The 16963-nt window shown below is 35.2% G+C and carries 19 protein-coding genes; 5 read left to right on the top strand and 14 right to left on the bottom strand.

Annotated features, from left to right (window positions below; translation table 11 throughout):
- Positions 1–257 precede the first annotated feature (257 nt).
- A complete protein-coding gene (locus tag AC3HD6_RS07520; RefSeq protein WP_488895781.1) occupies positions 258–785 on the bottom strand; it encodes a hypothetical protein in 528 nt (175 codons plus the stop codon).
- Positions 786–991: 206 nt separating this feature from the next.
- On the opposite strand from AC3HD6_RS07520, the gene mnmA reads away from it, so the two are divergent.
- Positions 992–2179, top strand: coding sequence for a tRNA 2-thiouridine(34) synthase MnmA (gene mnmA, locus AC3HD6_RS07525; RefSeq protein ID WP_488895782.1), 1188 nt, complete (start codon positions 992–994; stop codon positions 2177–2179).
- An 87-nt stretch (positions 2180–2266) separates the two neighbouring features.
- On the opposite strand, the gene AC3HD6_RS07530 is transcribed toward mnmA, so the two are convergent.
- Entirely contained in the window at positions 2267–2620 is a 354-nt protein-coding gene (locus AC3HD6_RS07530; protein WP_488895783.1) for a hypothetical protein, read from the bottom strand.
- Between the two features lie 27 nt (positions 2621–2647).
- Positions 2648–3400, bottom strand: a complete 753-nt coding sequence (locus tag AC3HD6_RS07535) for a glycine-rich domain-containing protein (protein ID WP_488895784.1) — start codon at positions 3398–3400, stop codon at positions 2648–2650.
- Positions 3401–3514: 114 nt separating this feature from the next.
- On the opposite strand from AC3HD6_RS07535, the gene AC3HD6_RS07540 reads away from it, so the two are divergent.
- From AC3HD6_RS07540 to AC3HD6_RS07550, 3 genes are all read left to right on the top strand, one after another.
- Positions 3515–4411 (top strand): hypothetical protein, encoded by an 897-nt coding sequence (locus AC3HD6_RS07540; protein WP_488895785.1) that lies wholly within the window; start codon positions 3515–3517, stop codon positions 4409–4411.
- Between the two features lie 109 nt (positions 4412–4520).
- Entirely contained in the window at positions 4521–4727 is a 207-nt protein-coding gene (locus AC3HD6_RS07545; RefSeq protein WP_488895786.1) for a hypothetical protein, read from the top strand.
- Positions 4728–4886: 159 nt separating this feature from the next.
- Entirely contained in the window at positions 4887–6122 is a 1236-nt protein-coding gene (locus AC3HD6_RS07550; RefSeq protein ID WP_488895787.1) for a DUF6051 family protein, read from the top strand.
- A 95-nt stretch (positions 6123–6217) separates the two neighbouring features.
- On the opposite strand, the gene AC3HD6_RS07555 is transcribed toward AC3HD6_RS07550, so the two are convergent.
- From AC3HD6_RS07555 to AC3HD6_RS07580, 6 genes are all read right to left on the bottom strand, one after another.
- A complete protein-coding gene (locus AC3HD6_RS07555) occupies positions 6218–6961 on the bottom strand; it encodes a LytR/AlgR family response regulator transcription factor (protein ID WP_488895788.1) in 744 nt (247 codons plus the stop codon).
- A 57-nt stretch (positions 6962–7018) separates the two neighbouring features.
- Positions 7019–7291 carry a 2TM domain-containing protein gene (locus tag AC3HD6_RS07560; protein WP_488895789.1) on the bottom strand — a complete coding sequence of 91 codons (273 nt, stop codon included), beginning with the start codon at positions 7289–7291 and terminating at the stop codon, positions 7019–7021.
- 18 nt (positions 7292–7309) lie between these two features.
- A complete protein-coding gene (locus tag AC3HD6_RS07565) occupies positions 7310–7603 on the bottom strand; it encodes a 2TM domain-containing protein (protein ID WP_488895790.1) in 294 nt (97 codons plus the stop codon).
- 276 nt (positions 7604–7879) lie between these two features.
- Positions 7880–8449, bottom strand: coding sequence for a methyltransferase family protein (locus tag AC3HD6_RS07570; RefSeq protein WP_488895791.1), 570 nt, complete (start codon positions 8447–8449; stop codon positions 7880–7882).
- A 66-nt stretch (positions 8450–8515) separates the two neighbouring features.
- On the bottom strand, positions 8516–8824 hold the full coding sequence (locus AC3HD6_RS07575; protein WP_488895792.1) for a 2TM domain-containing protein: 309 nt from the start codon (positions 8822–8824) through the stop codon (positions 8516–8518).
- Entirely contained in the window at positions 8811–10142 is a 1332-nt protein-coding gene (locus AC3HD6_RS07580; RefSeq protein ID WP_488895793.1) for a 2TM domain-containing protein, read from the bottom strand. The genes AC3HD6_RS07575 and AC3HD6_RS07580 overlap by 14 nt, the downstream gene beginning before the upstream one ends.
- A gap of 304 nt (positions 10143–10446) precedes the next feature.
- Here AC3HD6_RS07580 and AC3HD6_RS07585 point away from each other — a divergent pair, with 304 nt between their 5' ends.
- Positions 10447–10608, top strand: coding sequence for a hypothetical protein (locus AC3HD6_RS07585; protein WP_167386963.1), 162 nt, complete (start codon positions 10447–10449; stop codon positions 10606–10608).
- 141 nt (positions 10609–10749) lie between these two features.
- On the opposite strand, the gene AC3HD6_RS07590 is transcribed toward AC3HD6_RS07585, so the two are convergent.
- The 5 genes from AC3HD6_RS07590 to AC3HD6_RS07610 form a co-directional block, all read right to left on the bottom strand.
- Positions 10750–11409: a hypothetical protein gene (locus AC3HD6_RS07590; RefSeq protein ID WP_488895794.1), complete on the bottom strand. Its 660-nt coding sequence runs from the start codon at positions 11407–11409 to the stop codon at positions 10750–10752.
- Positions 11410–11458: 49 nt separating this feature from the next.
- Positions 11459–13705 carry a TonB-dependent receptor gene (locus tag AC3HD6_RS07595; RefSeq protein WP_488895795.1) on the bottom strand — a complete coding sequence of 749 codons (2247 nt, stop codon included), beginning with the start codon at positions 13703–13705 and terminating at the stop codon, positions 11459–11461.
- A gap of 263 nt (positions 13706–13968) precedes the next feature.
- The gene (locus AC3HD6_RS07600) at positions 13969–14871 is read right to left on the bottom strand and encodes an AraC family transcriptional regulator (protein WP_488895796.1); all 903 of its coding nucleotides are present in this window, start codon (positions 14869–14871) and stop codon (positions 13969–13971) included.
- Between the two features lie 66 nt (positions 14872–14937).
- Positions 14938–16152 (bottom strand): TCR/Tet family MFS transporter, encoded by a 1215-nt coding sequence (locus AC3HD6_RS07605; protein WP_488895797.1) that lies wholly within the window; start codon positions 16150–16152, stop codon positions 14938–14940.
- Between the two features lie 29 nt (positions 16153–16181).
- Entirely contained in the window at positions 16182–16904 is a 723-nt protein-coding gene (locus tag AC3HD6_RS07610) for a thioesterase II family protein (protein ID WP_488895798.1), read from the bottom strand.
- Positions 16905–16963: the final 59 nt, after the last annotated feature.

The following is a 16963-nucleotide window of genomic DNA, read 5'->3' on the forward strand; positions in this document are numbered from 1 at the left end:
AATAAAAAAGCACCGGGAATTTCCTGGTGCTTTTTGCTTTTATAGGTTTTGACTAAAGTTATCTATTAAATTTACATTTTGATGTTTTTAAATCATCTGCGTAATCTGTAAAATTATATTTAAATACGACAAATATTGTTGAAAAACGCTAAGGAGCAAAAGGTTCTTATATATGATGCGTTTTTAAGGCGTAACGATTTTATCTTCAATAAAATTGAATACCGCTGAGTTTTCTCATTTTTCAATAGATGCTGTGATTAAAGGCCTACCACAAATCCGATATTCGGGACTAAACCATTAGAGAATACACTTGAACGCTCCTTCCAAAGGACGTTGTACATCAACCCGATCTGCATAAAAGAATTATTGCCGATTCTTTGCATGTATCCTCCCCCTAAATACAAGGCATTTTCTTCTCTGTTGTACTTATAATCGTAATATTTATCATTATAATTAATGAAATAGTGCTGGAAATTGCCACTTAAATAAAATGAGCGGGCAATATAATAGTTGACAAAGGGACCTATTCCAAACATAGTAGATCTATAATAATCGGAAGTCTGCCAGGAAACACTTCCCACCGCTCCTGCTTCCAAGTCTTCAGTAAGACGGTATCCTACTCTTGGAGAAGCTTGCAGATAGAATGAACTGTTGCTTCCAAACCCAAGGCCTATTCCCCCACCAAAGGTCCATTTATTGCTTTCCTGCACCGGAGCGCCTATTGAAACCTGAGAAAATGAGAGTCCTGAAACCATCAGCATCATGGAAATAATAAACTTTTTCATATTTAAATATTTTATTTTGTTCTAAGGTATAAATAAACACATTTTCATCTGTGCTTACCATTCAAAAAACTCTATTAATAGTGTTTTATATTAACATCGTTTTTATCAATGTTTAAAATTATGGTTTTTTTACGAATTTATTTAGTTGTATTTTTGCCGGGTCAAACTAAGAACTCCCGTTAAGAGTTTCGTAAAATTGAAATACAATGAAAGTAGTAGTAGGCCTCTCCGGAGGTGTAGATTCAAGTGTTACAGCACATTTGCTACAACAGCAGGGTCATGAAGTAGTGGCTTTGTTTATGAGAAACTGGAATGATGCTTCGGTAACATTAGAAGATGAATGTCCATGGATTGAGGACAGTAATGATGCTCTTATGGTGGCTCAAAAACTTGGAATTCCTTTCCAGGTGATTGATATGAGTGAACTTTATAAAGAACGCATCGTTGATTATATGTTCGATGAATATCAGAAAGGAAGAACTCCGAATCCTGATGTCTTGTGTAACCGAGAAGTAAAATTCGATGTTTTTATGAAAACCGCAATGTCTTTAGGTGCTGATAAGGTAGCTACAGGACATTATGCCAGAGTAGATTCTACTATTGATGAAAACGGAAAGGAAATTTTCCATCTTTTAGCAGGAAAGGATAATAATAAGGATCAGTCTTATTTTCTTTGCCAGCTAAGCCAGGATCAATTATCAAAAGCTTTATTCCCTATTGGTGAACTTACCAAACCTCAGGTAAGGGAAATTGCTAAGGAAATCGGGTTAGTAACTGCCGATAAAAAGGATTCTCAGGGGTTATGTTTTATTGGAAAAGTAAGTCTTCCTCAGTTTTTACAGCAGCAATTGAAACCCAATGAAGGAGAAATCGTAGAGATTTTCAAAGATTCGCCTTTATTTACCGAAGAAACTCCAGAATTTTTTACGAAGGAAGAAGAACTTAATTTCTTATCAAGAAAGATCAACTATAAAAAAGCTGACGGAAAAGTAATTGGAAAGCACCAGGGCGCTCAGTTTTTCACGATCGGACAAAGTAAAGGATTAGGAATTGGCGGCCACAAAGAAAGCTGTTTCATTGTTTCTAGAGATATGGAAAACAATATTCTTTTTGTTGGAGAAGGAAATCATTTCCCTGGACTGTATAAAAAGGCTTTAAAAATAGATAATTCTGAACTTCACTGGGTTCGTGAGGACCTGAAGCTTCAAAATGGAGAATCTATGGAAGTAATGGCCAGATTCAGATACAGGCAGCCTTTACAGAAAGCTACTCTTTACCAGTTTAAAGATGCTTTTTATGTTGAATTTGAAGAGCCGCAATCTGCTATTGCTGAAGGACAGTTTGCTTCATGGTATATTGATGAAGAGCTGATTGGAAGTGGCGTGATTTCTTAACGCAAATTATAAAGTCAGACAACATTAAGATCAGTCTTTAATGATATATAAAGCCCGAAGCATTTTTGTTTCGGGTTTGTTTTGGTATTATTTTTTGAACTCTTTCCTGGGGACAGATACCATCAGCAAGAGCATTACAATCAGTTCCAGAATTAAGATCATTATTAAGAATCCTATTGGTTTCCCCAACATAATTCCCCGGATCAGTTTAACAATTCCCAAACCTCCAATAAATATTAGGAAATAAAAGGTGATCTGTGAAACTTTTTCTCCAAATGATTTTAGAATAAAAACGGAGAGATAAAATCCAAAAACCAGAATCAGATAGAATTTTAAAAACTCCGCCCCTTTTAATGTAATCGGATTGAATGTCTTACATTCAGCGGCAAGCCATATACAACTTATTGCCACAGGTATAGAATGGATGATTAGCTTTTTCATGATTCATTATTATTTTATGATTCTTTTTTATCCGCCACACCCCCCGCAGCCACCACATCCGCCGCCGCATCCGCCACCACAGCTACTTCCCCCACTACAACTGCTTCCGCCACTGCAACTACTACTATTTCCCCCACTATCTGAACCGGAATTTTGTTTATTTTCAACCTGAATATCTTTAATCTGCCTAATAAAAGCTATGATCGCTCCAAAAATGAAAATTCCTGCGAAGGAAAGAAAAATGGACCCAATGGTAATTAGTACTTCTCCAAGGCAGGAACTCAACATTAAGATTAAAAGCAGAAATGGAATTAATTTCCATATTCTCCATTGCCTTTTTGTCTTTCCGGCAGTGTTTCCGTTCATCCAAATATCCTGAGGAGCTTCAGACTGAAAAATTTCTTTGTAGCTTTTCAAGGTTTCTGTAAACCAATTATTGTGTTTAAGCTTTTCAGTACTTCCTCCCTTTGAAGGATGGTGATGCAGGGATCTTTTTAAAATATTCGGACAAAATTCTTCCCAATAATTCTGTGTATAAATCAAATGCATATGCCAGACTTTATCTACAATTTCGCTTGGGGAAGCTCCTTTTGGAAGGATACAGCAGAGATAGACAAATTTTTTATACTCTTCTATCGCTTTTCTGGTAAAATCCAGACTCCAGTTTTCTTCTTTTGCCAGTTTTTTCGAAAAAGGAAAAGCAGCATCGGAAGCATCCAGTGAGAATCCCTGAATTCTGTTCCAAAGGGACTCATCTTTTAATATCATTTTTGTTTCCATTGTTTTTTCTTTTGTTTTTCTATGTAAATATCAATGGATTTTACAATATAAAAGTCTTTCAAAAATCTTATTTGGTTTGATAAAAATCTTAAATTAGTCTTACAAAATCACACTATGAAAAAGGAAGATATTCTGCATCTTGAGAAACTCATGAATTTTCTAAGCAGGCAATTTTTAAAGAAAAATCATTGGGAAGATGTTACTAAAACCGAATGGTCCTATATCTGTGCGGAGCTTAATGATCTTATTGTCAGTGAACATTCTGAAAGGGAAATCAAAAAGAATCCTGAACTTTTGGGAACGAATTATCTATACGAGCATCTGATAATCAACAAACTGAAAAAATTCAACCAGAATGAAAATGCTGTTTTAAGTCGTCCCAATCTTGCTAAATTAAGTTTGATTGTCAAAGTTTTAGGGTACTCCAATTATATTGACTTTATCAATTCTAATACGGAAGCCTTCAACTTTAATGATCTTAAGATTGATATGAATAATGTAAACCAAAATACAGCTCTTTTAGACCGTCTTGTGGGCTGTTGGTATTCTTATAACAGAAATCTTCCGGAAAACCCTACACAGGCCCGGGAAGACAGAATATGGCGCTCTGCGATGGAAATCTATAAGGCTGAAACCACCGGAGAATATTTTATAGAAAGGAGCGGCGGCGATCACCATAAGTATTTCGGAAAAGTAACCGCTTATTCTGATTACGTTTTTATCATCATGAACAGCAATACTTTTATCCGTCAAAGGCATTTTATATCCAGGATCAAAGACAGTAAAGAAAAGCTCAAAAATCCGGATTACAAGCTTCATGAACTTCACTTCATCAGCACCTGCATCAGCTTCAATCAGGAACCTATTGCTTTATTTGAAATCTTCCGGAAAGCAGACCGAAAGAGCTTTATTTCGGATTCTATCAGTTTTCCTATTGACAGTGATGAAATTCCGGAATCGATTCTTAAACAGCTTGAGGATACGGAATCTAATAGGATTGATTATAGGTAATCGGGTTCAAAGTGAGTACAGAAAAGGTATTTTTTATTTTTTAAAATTTTTCTGTAACGTATGCTAAGTTGTCATACTTACTGAGTAAAGAATAATAAAAAATATCATCATGAAAACATCTACTTCCAACAATCAGCATGCTTCAGCCAATAGTGTTTTGATTTTTATCGTATCTATGCTTTTAGGCTATACTATTTATCAGGCAATCTATCATCCGGAAAAATCAGATCTTTTTATTTGCATTATTCTGGCAGCCCTTACTTCAGTGATGGTTCATAAATACGGAACCAAAACTGATGAGAAAAATAAAATATAGACATCTACAGCTATCATCATATATATCCGGAGCAATTTGTTCCGGGTTTATCTTTAGATATCTTATGTTTGGAATACTTTTAACCTTTAATATTCAATTATTTACGGCAATAATTCCATAATTTAATAGTTCTAATTATAAACCCTCAAAACTTTTGTTATGGAATATTATGAATTGTATGAAGTTTTGAAAAGTCATTTTGATTCCAGAAAAGAGATTATGGAAATAAAAGATTTGAATCTAACTATTGAATCCATTCCTTTTGAGTCTAAGGTTTCGGATCTTCTTTATGGTTCTGAAAATCTGAATTGCCCTAAACATCATCATCCTCTGAAGATCAATCAAAATGCCTACTTGCACTACAATCACCCATCCATAGATAGTAAGGATTTTGATATTGAATGCAATAAAAAATTTGAATATCACCTTCTCAAAAGGGCTGATGTTACAACTGCCGATGGCTGCATTATCTTTTTTCATGGACTGAATGAAAAGAAATGGGATAAATATCTTCCATGGGCCTATGAATTGGCTCAGAAAAGCCGTAAAGCAGTTTTATTGTTCCCTATTGCTTTCCATATGGATCGTGCAGAAACGATTTGGAGTGACCGCCATGAAATGACAGAAATCGTGAAATTCAGAAAGGAAAGATATCCTGAAAACACTCATTTTTCTTATGTAAATGCCGCGACAAGTTCCAGATTGGAAGCTCATCCACAACGTGTTTTTTGGTCAGGATTACAAACCTATTCGGATATTATTGAGGTAGTGAAGGAAATTAAAGACGGTAAGATTAAAAGCATCGCTCCGGATGCCAGCCTGGATCTGTTTGGATATTCAATAGGCTCATTTCTTTCCATGATTATTAAAATGGCTGATCCACATCATTTTTTTTCCCAGTCCAAAGTTTTTTGTTTTTGTGGTGGAATGACTATTGACCGGATGTTTCCTATCTCCAAGTACATTATGGATTCTCAGGCTACGGTTAAAATGCAGTCTGTTTTTACAGAATTACTAAGCTCTGATTTTAAGTTTGACCATAGGCTGAAGCATTATCAGGATGATGAACTTCATCCTCAGGAAAGCTGGTTCAAAAAGATGCTTAGGTATAATTACTTCCAGAAAGAAAGGGAGGAACGAATTCAAGAGATCCAGTCTCAACTAAAAGCTTATGTCTTAGAAAAAGATGCTGTAGCTCCTCCTATAGAAGCCCTAAATACATTGCAGGGCGGCTACAGGAATATCAATGTAGAGGTTGAAATAAAGGATTTCCCTTTTGATTATTCCCACATGGTTCCTTTTCCATTAACTCATAAACACAAGACTGAAATAACGGAAGCTTTTCATCAGTTTACAAAGTCTGCCAGTGATTTTTATTCTCAGTCATCAGGATGAGAAAATGGAGAGGAGAAGTCTGAAGAGTAAAAGAATGAGATCCATAGTTATGTTTTTTGGTGATGAGGATAAACTTCGGTTGCTATCCGATTATTTTAGCTTACAAGCCAGTCTTTGAAGTCTTTGACACGGTCCCGGCTTACGGTAATTTCTTCCTGGGGCTGAAATTCGAGGTCTACTTTGTAATAAGGTGAGGTATGAATGTTTTTGATATAATCTGAATTGATAATAAACTGCCTGTTAACACGGAAAAACTTTTTGTGATCCAATATATCATCCAGTTCATCCAATGTAAAATCTGATGGATAAGAACGCTCTTCTGTCTGAAGATAGACAATCTTATTCTCACTAAAAAAACAAGTTATTTCCTGGGTCTGAACAATTTTCAAATTGTACCCAATTTTCACTAAAACTCTTGACAGAATAGACTTTTCTTTTCTTATCAACTGCTTAATATCCTGCGATCCAATGTCACTATTGGAAGGAAGAAAAGACTTGAATTTCTCAATAGCTCCTGCAAGATCTTCTTCAAGAATAGGTTTCAACAGGTAGTCTATACTATTTAATTTAAAGGCTTTTAAGGTATACTGATCAAATGCTGTTGTATAAATGATAAACCCTTTGGTAGGAGCTTTTTCAAAGATATCGAATGACAGCCCGTCTCCAAGAACAATATCAGAAAAAATCAGCTGCGGATGTTCATTTTCAGAAAACCAGGCAATACCTTCTTCTACAGATTCTATTTTAGCAACTACTTCAATATCAGGAAAAAAACTTAACATTCTTTCTAATTTCCTTGAAGCAGGCTTTTCGTCTTCGATAATAACGGTCTTGATCATTAAGCTAATAGTTTTAGTTATAAAATTGGAAAATAAAATTAGGTAAAATAATCAGATTTAATAATCTATCGTTTTTTTATTTTTTCCCACTTCTTTTTCGATAGTTTCCTTTTCCCATTCATCATTAAAAATAAATAAAGAAATGCCTTTCATCATCAGAATTAGTGCCCAAATCCCTAAAAACAAGTGTCCGCCAAATATTTGGTAACGCATTTCATCATTAAACCAATCATTTCCGATAATAATTACTGATATAATTCCAAACCACATCAGGTGTTTATAAAATTTTTTCAATTGCTTAACTCTGTCGTATGCTCTGTTGTAATCCATGATATATTATTTTTTAAGTTATGATAATGTTTTAGTTTTTCCTTTCTCTTCTTCCATCAATTCTTTAATCTTCTTCTCTTCCCAACTTTTCCCGATACCAAATACATTTACAGCGTGAAATGTGATACCGATTCCCCATCCCAGCATTGGCCATAAAAACCATAAATAACCAGGGGCTGTCATAAGATTTAAAAAGGCAAGAAAAGGGATTACAATACAAAAGGAGGTAAGGTTTCCGTAGAATTCTTTTAATTCTTTTACTCTTCTTGATGCTCTTTCATAAGCGGTTGTGTCTTTACTAAAAGTTTCCATTTTTTTATTTTTTAAAGGTTAATTTGTCTTTTTCTTGATTCAAAGGTATGGTGGAAAAGACCCTCCAATCAATTTTATATGACTGAACGGTAGATTATGCTTTCCGAATGGTAAAAAATAAAGGAGTAATGAATTTTATGAAATTGAATGGGTACAGAAAATCAAAAATTCTCTGATCCTGCTTGTTGGAAAAGGTAAAGACATACTGATTTTCAGCAAACACTTATTTAGGAATCCTATATGCTATGTGCCCTTATAAACGGATTTTTAATAAAGTTAGTAGATAAATGGGATGAGTTTCTTTGTGACTTTTCTGTATTGAATATATTCTTCTCCAAATTGTTCTATGAGAACCTGTTCTTCAATTTTGATTCTATAGGCAAAGGCTAAAAACGGAGGTACAAAGGCTAAGATCAGAGACAGCCAATTATTAAGGTATAATCCAAGGCCCAAAGAGGTCAGCATGGAAAAGGCATATGATGGATGTCTTAAATATTTATAAAAGCCTTCTTTTTTGATCTTATGATCTTCTTTAATGGTAACGTCTACTGTAAAATATTTTCCCAAGGACCTTATAATAACAAATCTGAAAATAATTCCGATAAGAATAAATGCTTCTCCTAAGTACATGATCCAACTTTCATGAGTCATTGGCAGAGTGGATAGATTGGAAGCTGTTACTGCCGCTGCAATAGAAAAAGGGATGGCTAGCCATAGAATATTAAGGGTAGATTTATCCTTTCCTTTTCTATCATCTTTACCAGATTTCAGCATATTTTTATACAGAAACTCACTGAGAAACCACGCCATCATAGATATTACGAAGAAAATTTGTAAAGCTTTCATTTTGATACAATTTAAAAGGTTTTCAATTCAAAATTCAAGGAAAAATAAGGAGAGCTTACGCTTTTCTTACAAATCTTTCTTCTCTTTTTTCATCAGTTCCTGAATTTTTTTTTCTTCCCAATTGTGCAGATAACCGCTTTTTGACAAGAAAACAGTTGCGGCATGAGCTAATAGTCCGATGCCCCAGAATGTGAGTGTAAAGAAATTTTTAAATTCAAAATAGCTCTCCCCAGGTTTTAGATGGGAATAATTGTAAAAAACAATCATCACATTAATGGCGATATACACAAATAAATGTGCATAAAAGCCTCTCAATTTCTCAACATATCTTTTTGCTTTCTGATATTGAATATCATTTTCATCAAAACTTTCCATCGTTATTATTTTTTTGGTTGTTCATAATTTCACGAATTTTCTTTTCCTGCCAGGATTCTCCCACTCCAAATACCTGAAAGGCATGAGTAGCCAGCCCAATTCCCCATCCAAACACCGGAAACCAGAACCAGTGAAATGAACTTTTGGTGAAAAGATTAATGAAGATCAAAAAAGGAATTACAATACAGTAAGAAATCAGATTCATATAGAAATCTTTGATCTCTTTCATCCTTTTCTGAGCTTTCTTATAAGCTTTAAGATCATCATCCTGCTTTTCACTGACTATATTAGGTTTATTAACCAGCATTGGAAGTTTTACTTTAAAATAATCGTCAGATTTTTCAATGAATACATTCCTTTTTGTAAGCAGCGAATACCGCTGTACAATATTTGCCAATCCGATACCTGAGCTTTCTTTGATCTGCTCTCTTATCTGTAAATTGTTTTCAATGCAAAGGATATCATTTTCCGAAAAAATTCTAATAACCAAAGGCTTTGATGATGTAGCAAAATTGTGTTTGATGCAGTTTTCCAACAGAAGCTGCAGTGATAAAGGCACAACATACTTCCGGTAGTCTTCCTGCTTCACATCAAAAATAAAATCAACACTGTCTTCGAATCGTGTTTTTAAAAGATCGCAATAGGTTTTGGCAAATTCTATTTCATCTTCCACTGTCACCAGTTCTTTATCTTTCTGTTCAAGTACATATCGGTAAATCTTTGACATTGAAGCCGTAAACTTCTGTGCCTGATTAGGATTTTCATCAATTAATGAGCTTAAAACATTTAAAGAATTAAAAAGGAAATGAGGGTCCAGCTGGTTTTTTAAACTTTCAAATTGTGCATTGGCTGATTTTGCAATAAGCTTTTGCTCCACCACCTCTTTCCTGGAAGTTTTCTTCAGTTCCTGCATAAAATTCTTTGCATGAAGAAAAGCAGAAATAAGCAGGGCAATATTGATGGTAAACCAGTTGGCAAAGTTGTATTTCCCTGAAAAGTATTCTTCTGTAGTAGCCGCGTTCTGAATCAATACAAAATTGATATAATTACAAAAATAGACTAATATAATATTCACAATAATAACGGAGATAATACTGATCACCGCTCTTTTGGATGTTTCTTCAGACCAGGGAAATTTTTTGTTAAGGACGCTGTTCAGCAATCCGTTTCCGCCTCCTAATACAAAAGTATATAGCAGAGAAATAAATATAGTCAATACAAAGTTTTCCAGGTTTTTCTCTCCTGTAAAAGCAAAAAAGAAAAACATAGAGACTATGAATGAGACCCAAAACATGGTTATAATATCCTTACGTTTCATGACGAGTTTTCTTGATTCAAAAATAGCTTTTATTAAAGGTATCAAAAATTATTTCTTACCGAAGGGTTAGTTTTAATTACTGAATGGTATAGGCATACAAGATTGAATAGAACTGCCTTGGAGGGTTAATATAAAATTAGTAATTCAGCACCAAAACAACATATTTTAAAAACTATTCATTAAAAAATAAACATTTTAATGAAAATAATTTTGTCAATTACAATATTTATCCTAATTTAGGGAAATAACAAACAGCGTTATCCGAAAAGCTTAAAGAGTAGGAACTATCAAAAAACAAACTAAAATGAAAAAACAAATTAAGTTCAAAGCGTTAAAAAAACTTACAAGAGACGAGCAAAAGAGAGTTGGAGGCGGTTTACTTCCAAAAGACCCGTTTGAGGATGATGGATGCGGATGGAATATGTGCAGAAATCAGTTTGGAAGATGCTCCGTTTTTGCATGCTAACACTCGAACGATTACCACTAATTTTAGTTTAAAAGACTGAAATTTGTGTGAATAAGCTTAGTTTTTATATAAAAAAGAAAAAGTACCATGATGATGGTACTTTTTCTTTTTAGATAAGGATGATGAATGATCTCTATGAGATTATTTTTTACTTTCTGCCGGTAAACTTATAAAATACTCAGCTTCTCCTCTACCCCAGTTTGGGTCTAAGGCTGTTTTAGGTTTATAAGCATTAAATTTTGCGAGTGCATCTTTAAACATTTCTATCCCTTTGCTTTTACTTCCGCCGTATTGTTCAGGGGTAAAATAAACGTCTTCTGCTTTAATAAGAGCAATTCTAGGATTGGCAGGGTCTAATTTTTCTGCTCTGCTCAATTCTTCAGAAGCTCTTGCACCATCTGTCATAAAACGTTGCTGTGGATTGACCATCATTCTAAGTGAATATGCCATTTTTTTCAACAATCGGATCTCGGCATTATCAGCTCCTGCAAGGCTCTGAGCTGTTCCCAAATATTTTTCTGCCTGTTCAGCAACCCCATCCAGATCCTGCACATTTCCATTTCTCATCATCACCCTTCCTTTTTGAATCTGGGATAATGCTGCGTAATATGGAGGAAGCCACTGTGTACTTTCTTTACTTCCTATTCTCTGGAAATCATTAGACAAGTTCTGAAAATCTTCTGGGGTCTTACAGGATTCTATTTTTGCAATTTTTTCAGCCATTATTTTTTCGTAATCAGCTTGAGCAAAAGCCGTTAAACTCACCAGAACTAAAGCAAAGCTTAAAAGGTATTTTTTCATGATATCAAATATTAAAAGTTAGTATGTTTATTGACCCTAAGGTATGTTTTTATAAATTATTATTGATGGCATCATCCGTTTTATCTACTCCAAAACTTATAAATGCTCCAATGAACACAAATGTATTAACTGGCGGAACGATTGCAGAACTTCTGGATCCGTCTGTAGAGAAATTATAGCCGTATACATTCTTTGATCCTAAAATATTGCTGATACTCAATACGAATACCGGAAAGGCTTTTGCCTCTTTTTTACCTATATTCGGAAGATAATTAATGCTGAAATTCAAAGCATTATAATCTTTTAATCGTCCTTCATTTCTAGTATAATTAATTGCTTTCCCATTCTCAAACGTTGAGGCAATATCATAATAAGGACGTCCTTTGGCGTAGGTATATGATAAGTTTACCCCAAGCTTCCATTCCGGAATAAATCTCTTTGCCACTGCAGATAGGGTGTGTTCTGCTGCAAAGCCTGGCTGCATGCTTACCGGATAATTAAGAAAGTCTCTTTTAGAATCCAGGTATGAGTAGCTAATCCAATAATCTATATTCTCAAATGTTTTTTTATTGTCTCTCCAGAAAAATTCTATTCCTTTTGCATATCCGTATCCACTGTTGTTTAAAGCACTCTGAATCTGCTGATTTTGTTCTTTATCCTGATTACCATTAAATGTTTTAATCAGCTGGTCATATTTTTTATAAAATGCCTCAAAACGAAGTGTTCTACCTTCCGAAGCCCTCTGAACCTGAAAAATATAATGCTGAGATTTTTGGAAACCAAGATCTGCAGGCCCATTGATATATTTACTTTCCGGATTCTGATAAAAAAGACCATAAGCTAAGGAAGTCGTCCAGTCTTTTGCCAGACGGTAAGCAATGGCAAAACGTGGGGCAATATTATTCTTTCCTAAAAAAGAAGAGTGCTCTGCTCTTACTCCTATTTTCGCTGACAGTGCATTACTGAACCCCAGATCTGTTTCAAGAAAGGCAGAAGAAATCAAATCTTTATAATGTTTCTGTACCGCTTCAAAGTTCAGGTTTTCATCCGTATTATTCAACTCAAATCCTCCTCTAAGAGCGCTGATTCTATTGATTTTTCTTTCAAGAACTGCTTTGAAATTCAAATAATTTCCGTTTGTAAGAAGCTGGTTTCTGTTGGATTCAACATCATTAGTTTCTGTAGAAAAATGAAGATCTGATATGTTGTAAGAGTAAGAACCGCCTACATTCAAAAGATATTTTCCAAATTTCTGCTTAAAAGAGAGATTATGAAAAGTATTTTTACCGTTAAGCTTTACCAGGCTGAAATCATATCCGGGTTCAAGACTTTCTGATCTTACTCCCATTTTATTGGAGTTGAACATCCCATAATATTTGAAAAAACCTCCTGATTTTGTTTTAAATCTGAAATTCAAATCTCCATTAAGTCCCTGGGGTGCTTCAACAAAATCTGTATTAAAATTAAAAACTTTCTGCATCAGACTTAAAATAGAATATCCTGCTGTAGCTCCGTAGGAATAATTTTTATTATCTCCAAGCTTCTGAAACCCAGCACTCAGAAAAATAGGTGAAACGCCTAAAGTGTAAGAACTCTGATCCGGCAAATCCACACTTTCCAACATCAAGACTCCTGAAAGAGCCTGCCCATACAATGCAGAATATCCGCCGCTTGAAAATATATTTCCTTTGAAAAGTGAGGTATTGAACTGGTCTCTTCCTGCAATTCCCGGAACAGAATTAGAAAAATAATTATTGATAAGACTTCCATCCATAAAAATTTTAGACTCTGTTCCTGTACCACCTCTGATAAAAAGACCTTCAGTTCCGCCCACTTTCTGTACTCCGGGAAGGTAGGTTAAAGCTGAAGAAATCTGCCCGTCAGCTCCTGCTGTGGTATAAATATCTATAGGAGAAAGCAATGCTGTTGCTCTTTTCTTATCACTTGCTTCAATAGACCCCGCAGAAACTACTACTGCATCAATCTCGCTGATCTGCTCTTTAAGGTCAACATTCAAAGAAACATCCTGATTTTCAATCAAAACAGTTCTTTCTATATCTTCATATTTCGGATGGGTAAATGTTATTTTATGCTCTCCTTTTTCTGAAGTTTCAAAAGAAAAATTACCCTGAGCATCTGTAGTTGTCCCGTCATAGGTATCTTTCAGCGTGACATTTACTTCACTTACTCCTTTGTTTTTAAAGGAAACTTTTCCTGATATCTTCACCTGTGAATATCCCATTATGGAAGCAATCAATGCTATCAGAAAAAGTATTTTATGTCCTTGTGTTTTCATGATTATTAATTTCTGAATCAAAAGTAATATGAAAATGCCCTCTTGTAAAAAAATTATTACTGAAGGGCATACTTTTGTTACTGAATGGTAAAAAGAGCGAGAAGCTGGAAGGAAGGAGGCTGGAAGTTGCTTTTAGTTATAGCCACTGATGTTCACTTTCAAATCAATTGCCTTTGAAAGGCAGATGCTTATTCTTTATGACCTTCACGACTTCCTTCTTCTATCTCCCTGCTTCCAGCTTTGAGCTTTCTGCCTAAAATTAATTACTGAATCGGGATACAGAAATCCACGATCATTTTTCCTTTCGGATGCTCTTTAAAGTTGGAATGATAAATCTCAAACGGGAAAGTTCTTCTTGTAGAATATTGATGTTCATTCATCCATAAAAATAAGGAAACCCAGCATTGCTCAAAATCGTTAAGCGTAACTTCCCCGCTTCCTACGATAAATTTCCCGGCTTCTATGGTTTCTGAAAACACTTCTCCTGTTGGCTCTTCCAATTTTTCATCCAACAGCATGCAGGCATGAATTCTTACCTTATCCGGAGGCGTTACTTTAAAGCTATCATGATACACGGAGATCATTTTTACATTTTCTCTGGGAAAGAGATGCTTATTTTTCGCCCACTCTATTAACACATTATAAGAAGGCTCTACCCCGGCAATACCAAGGCTCATTACTGCTGCCAGGTTCATTTCCGGCATTTCTTTTACTTCGATTTTTAAATTCATTGTGGTCCAATTTAACAGGTTTTCAATAGTGCAAATGTATTGGCTGAAAACCGTATCAATTTGTCCGTTCTTGCTTTGAGTTTGTAAAATCTTGTGAAATGCTTCGGGGGCTGTTCTGCGAAATTCAGAAGGGGGCAATCCGTAATATTTTTTAAAGGTTTTGCTGAAAACAGAATGATTTGAAAATCCAAGATCAAGATAGATTTCTTTAATTTCCACATCCTTCTTTACTGCCAGGAAAAAAGCACTTTTTTCTATTTTTTTCCTGATAATATAATTTTGGAGGGTTTCTCCTGTAACCAGTTTGAATATTCTGTGAAAATGAAACGGCGAATAGGCACTGATCTCTGCAATTTTTTCCAGTGAGAGATCAGCGTCAAGGTTCGCGTCAATATATTGTATGGTCTTTACAATCCGTTTTTTATACTCTTCCAATTCAAAACTGTTGATGAACAAAGGTATCAATCTGAAACAGTAATTAATTGTTTTTTATTGCTATTTTCAGGACTTCTCATTTTTTAGGGCGGCATATACAAAAACACTTCCTATCATTGCTAAAACAGAAGCCAGGACAAACGGAGCTCCACTGAAGATGAAAGGAGCATATCCTGATGTAAAATAAGCAAATATATTAGTCATTAATAAAGGGCCAAAAACCGCGGTAATACTTCCAATGCTGGATAAACCTCCTTGTAACAGGCCCTGTTTGTTATCAGGAACTTTTGATGATATCAGGCTTTGAAGTATAGGAGTAGCCATTCCTCCCAATGCATAGGGAATCATAACCACAAAAGCCATCCATGACTGATTGATGAGACTAAACAAAAACAGGCTGACACAGTAAATGATCAAACAAATCATTATTGATTTCTTCTGTCCCAGTTTATTAATAAATAATCCAATGAGCAATCCCTGGGTTATGACCATTAAAACACCAAAAAAGCCTAATGAATATCCGATCATATCTGCCTTCCAATTAAATTTTTCCATTCCGTATACATTCCATGTACTCTGCATGGCGTGTCCTGCCAAAGCAATAAATACAAATGCAAAGATCAGGGATGGTGCCAGTATTTCTTTCTTAATACTTCTCATTGCACCAATAGGATTGGCTGTTTTCCAGGAGAATGGTCTCCGGTTGCTCTTTTTCAGCGATTCAGGTAAAACAAAAACGCCATACATAAAATTGATAATACTCAATCCAGCAGCAGCATAGAAAGGAATCCGTTCACCATACTGTCCCAATACACCTCCAATTACAGGACCAATAATTAAACCCAGCCCTGCGACAGCACTTATCATTCCAAAATTCTGACTCTTTTTTTCAGGAGTGCTTACATCTGCTACATATGCTGTTGCTGTAGTCATACTGGACCCCATAACTCCAGCAATTATTCTTCCTACAAAAAGCCAAATGAGATTAGGTGCCATCGCAAGAATGATATAATCTATTCCTAGTCCCAACAGAGACCATAGCAATAAGGGGCGACGTCCATACCGATCGCTAAGGCTTCCCAGGATAGGGGCAAATATAAACTGTATGAAAGCATATATGGATATAAACCATCCTATATATTGTGTTGTTGCACTTAAATCTCCTTTTGATAATTTTAAAATAAGAGTGGGTAATACGGGAGCAACAATCCCTATTCCGATGATATCAATCAGAATGGTGATGTAAATAAAAACTAATGCGTAATTTTTTTCTTTAGCCATAACATTTCGTTCGTTAGTAGTGAATAGAGCTATTTAGCTGTTGTTGCACTCATTAGATTCTTGATCACCTGTGACAGATAATTGAAATTCTGATTGATAAAGAAATGATTTCCATTCACAATCTGACATTCACATGCTGCTTCTGTATAATTGGCCCAGTTTCTTATATTCAGTGCATATTTTTCACTTTTACCCATTACCGCATAGATTGGAGTCTGTATTTTTATATCAGGGGTCTGGTTATTTTTATTCTCCAGAAGTCCGAAATCTCCTCTCAATAAGGGCTCAAAGAAGTCTAATAGTTCTTCATACTGCATTACCTCATCGGAAATTCCGCCCAGTTTTCTTACTTCAGCGAAGAATTCTGTTTTGGGAAGATCTGCAATAGGCGGAGTCTCTTTTATTCCTGGTCCCGGATATCCTGTAGCTACAAAATGTACGGGAGCATCGTTCTCTTTTTCCATTGCATAGCAAATTTCAAATCCTAATATGGCTCCCATGCTGTGACCATAAATTAAATAAGGAACATCTTTCTGCCGGGTACGTTTTATCTGGTTCAATACGTCTGCTATGGCCTCCTGTTTATCTTTTAAAGGGGATTCTGTCATTCGGTCTCCTCTTCCCGGGAGTTCCGGTGTTTCTATCTGAAATTGCGATTGTAATTCTTCTATTAAAGGGCGAAAGGAATTTCTGTCCCCGCCGGCATAGTGTAATAAAAATATCTGTGGTTTGGATGATGCTGTTATGTTCATAGGTTTTTCTTTTCGTTTTTACATGAAAGTATGGGAGACCGAGATCTCCCATGTCTTTT

This window comes from Chryseobacterium sp. II3a (assembly GCF_057815135.1).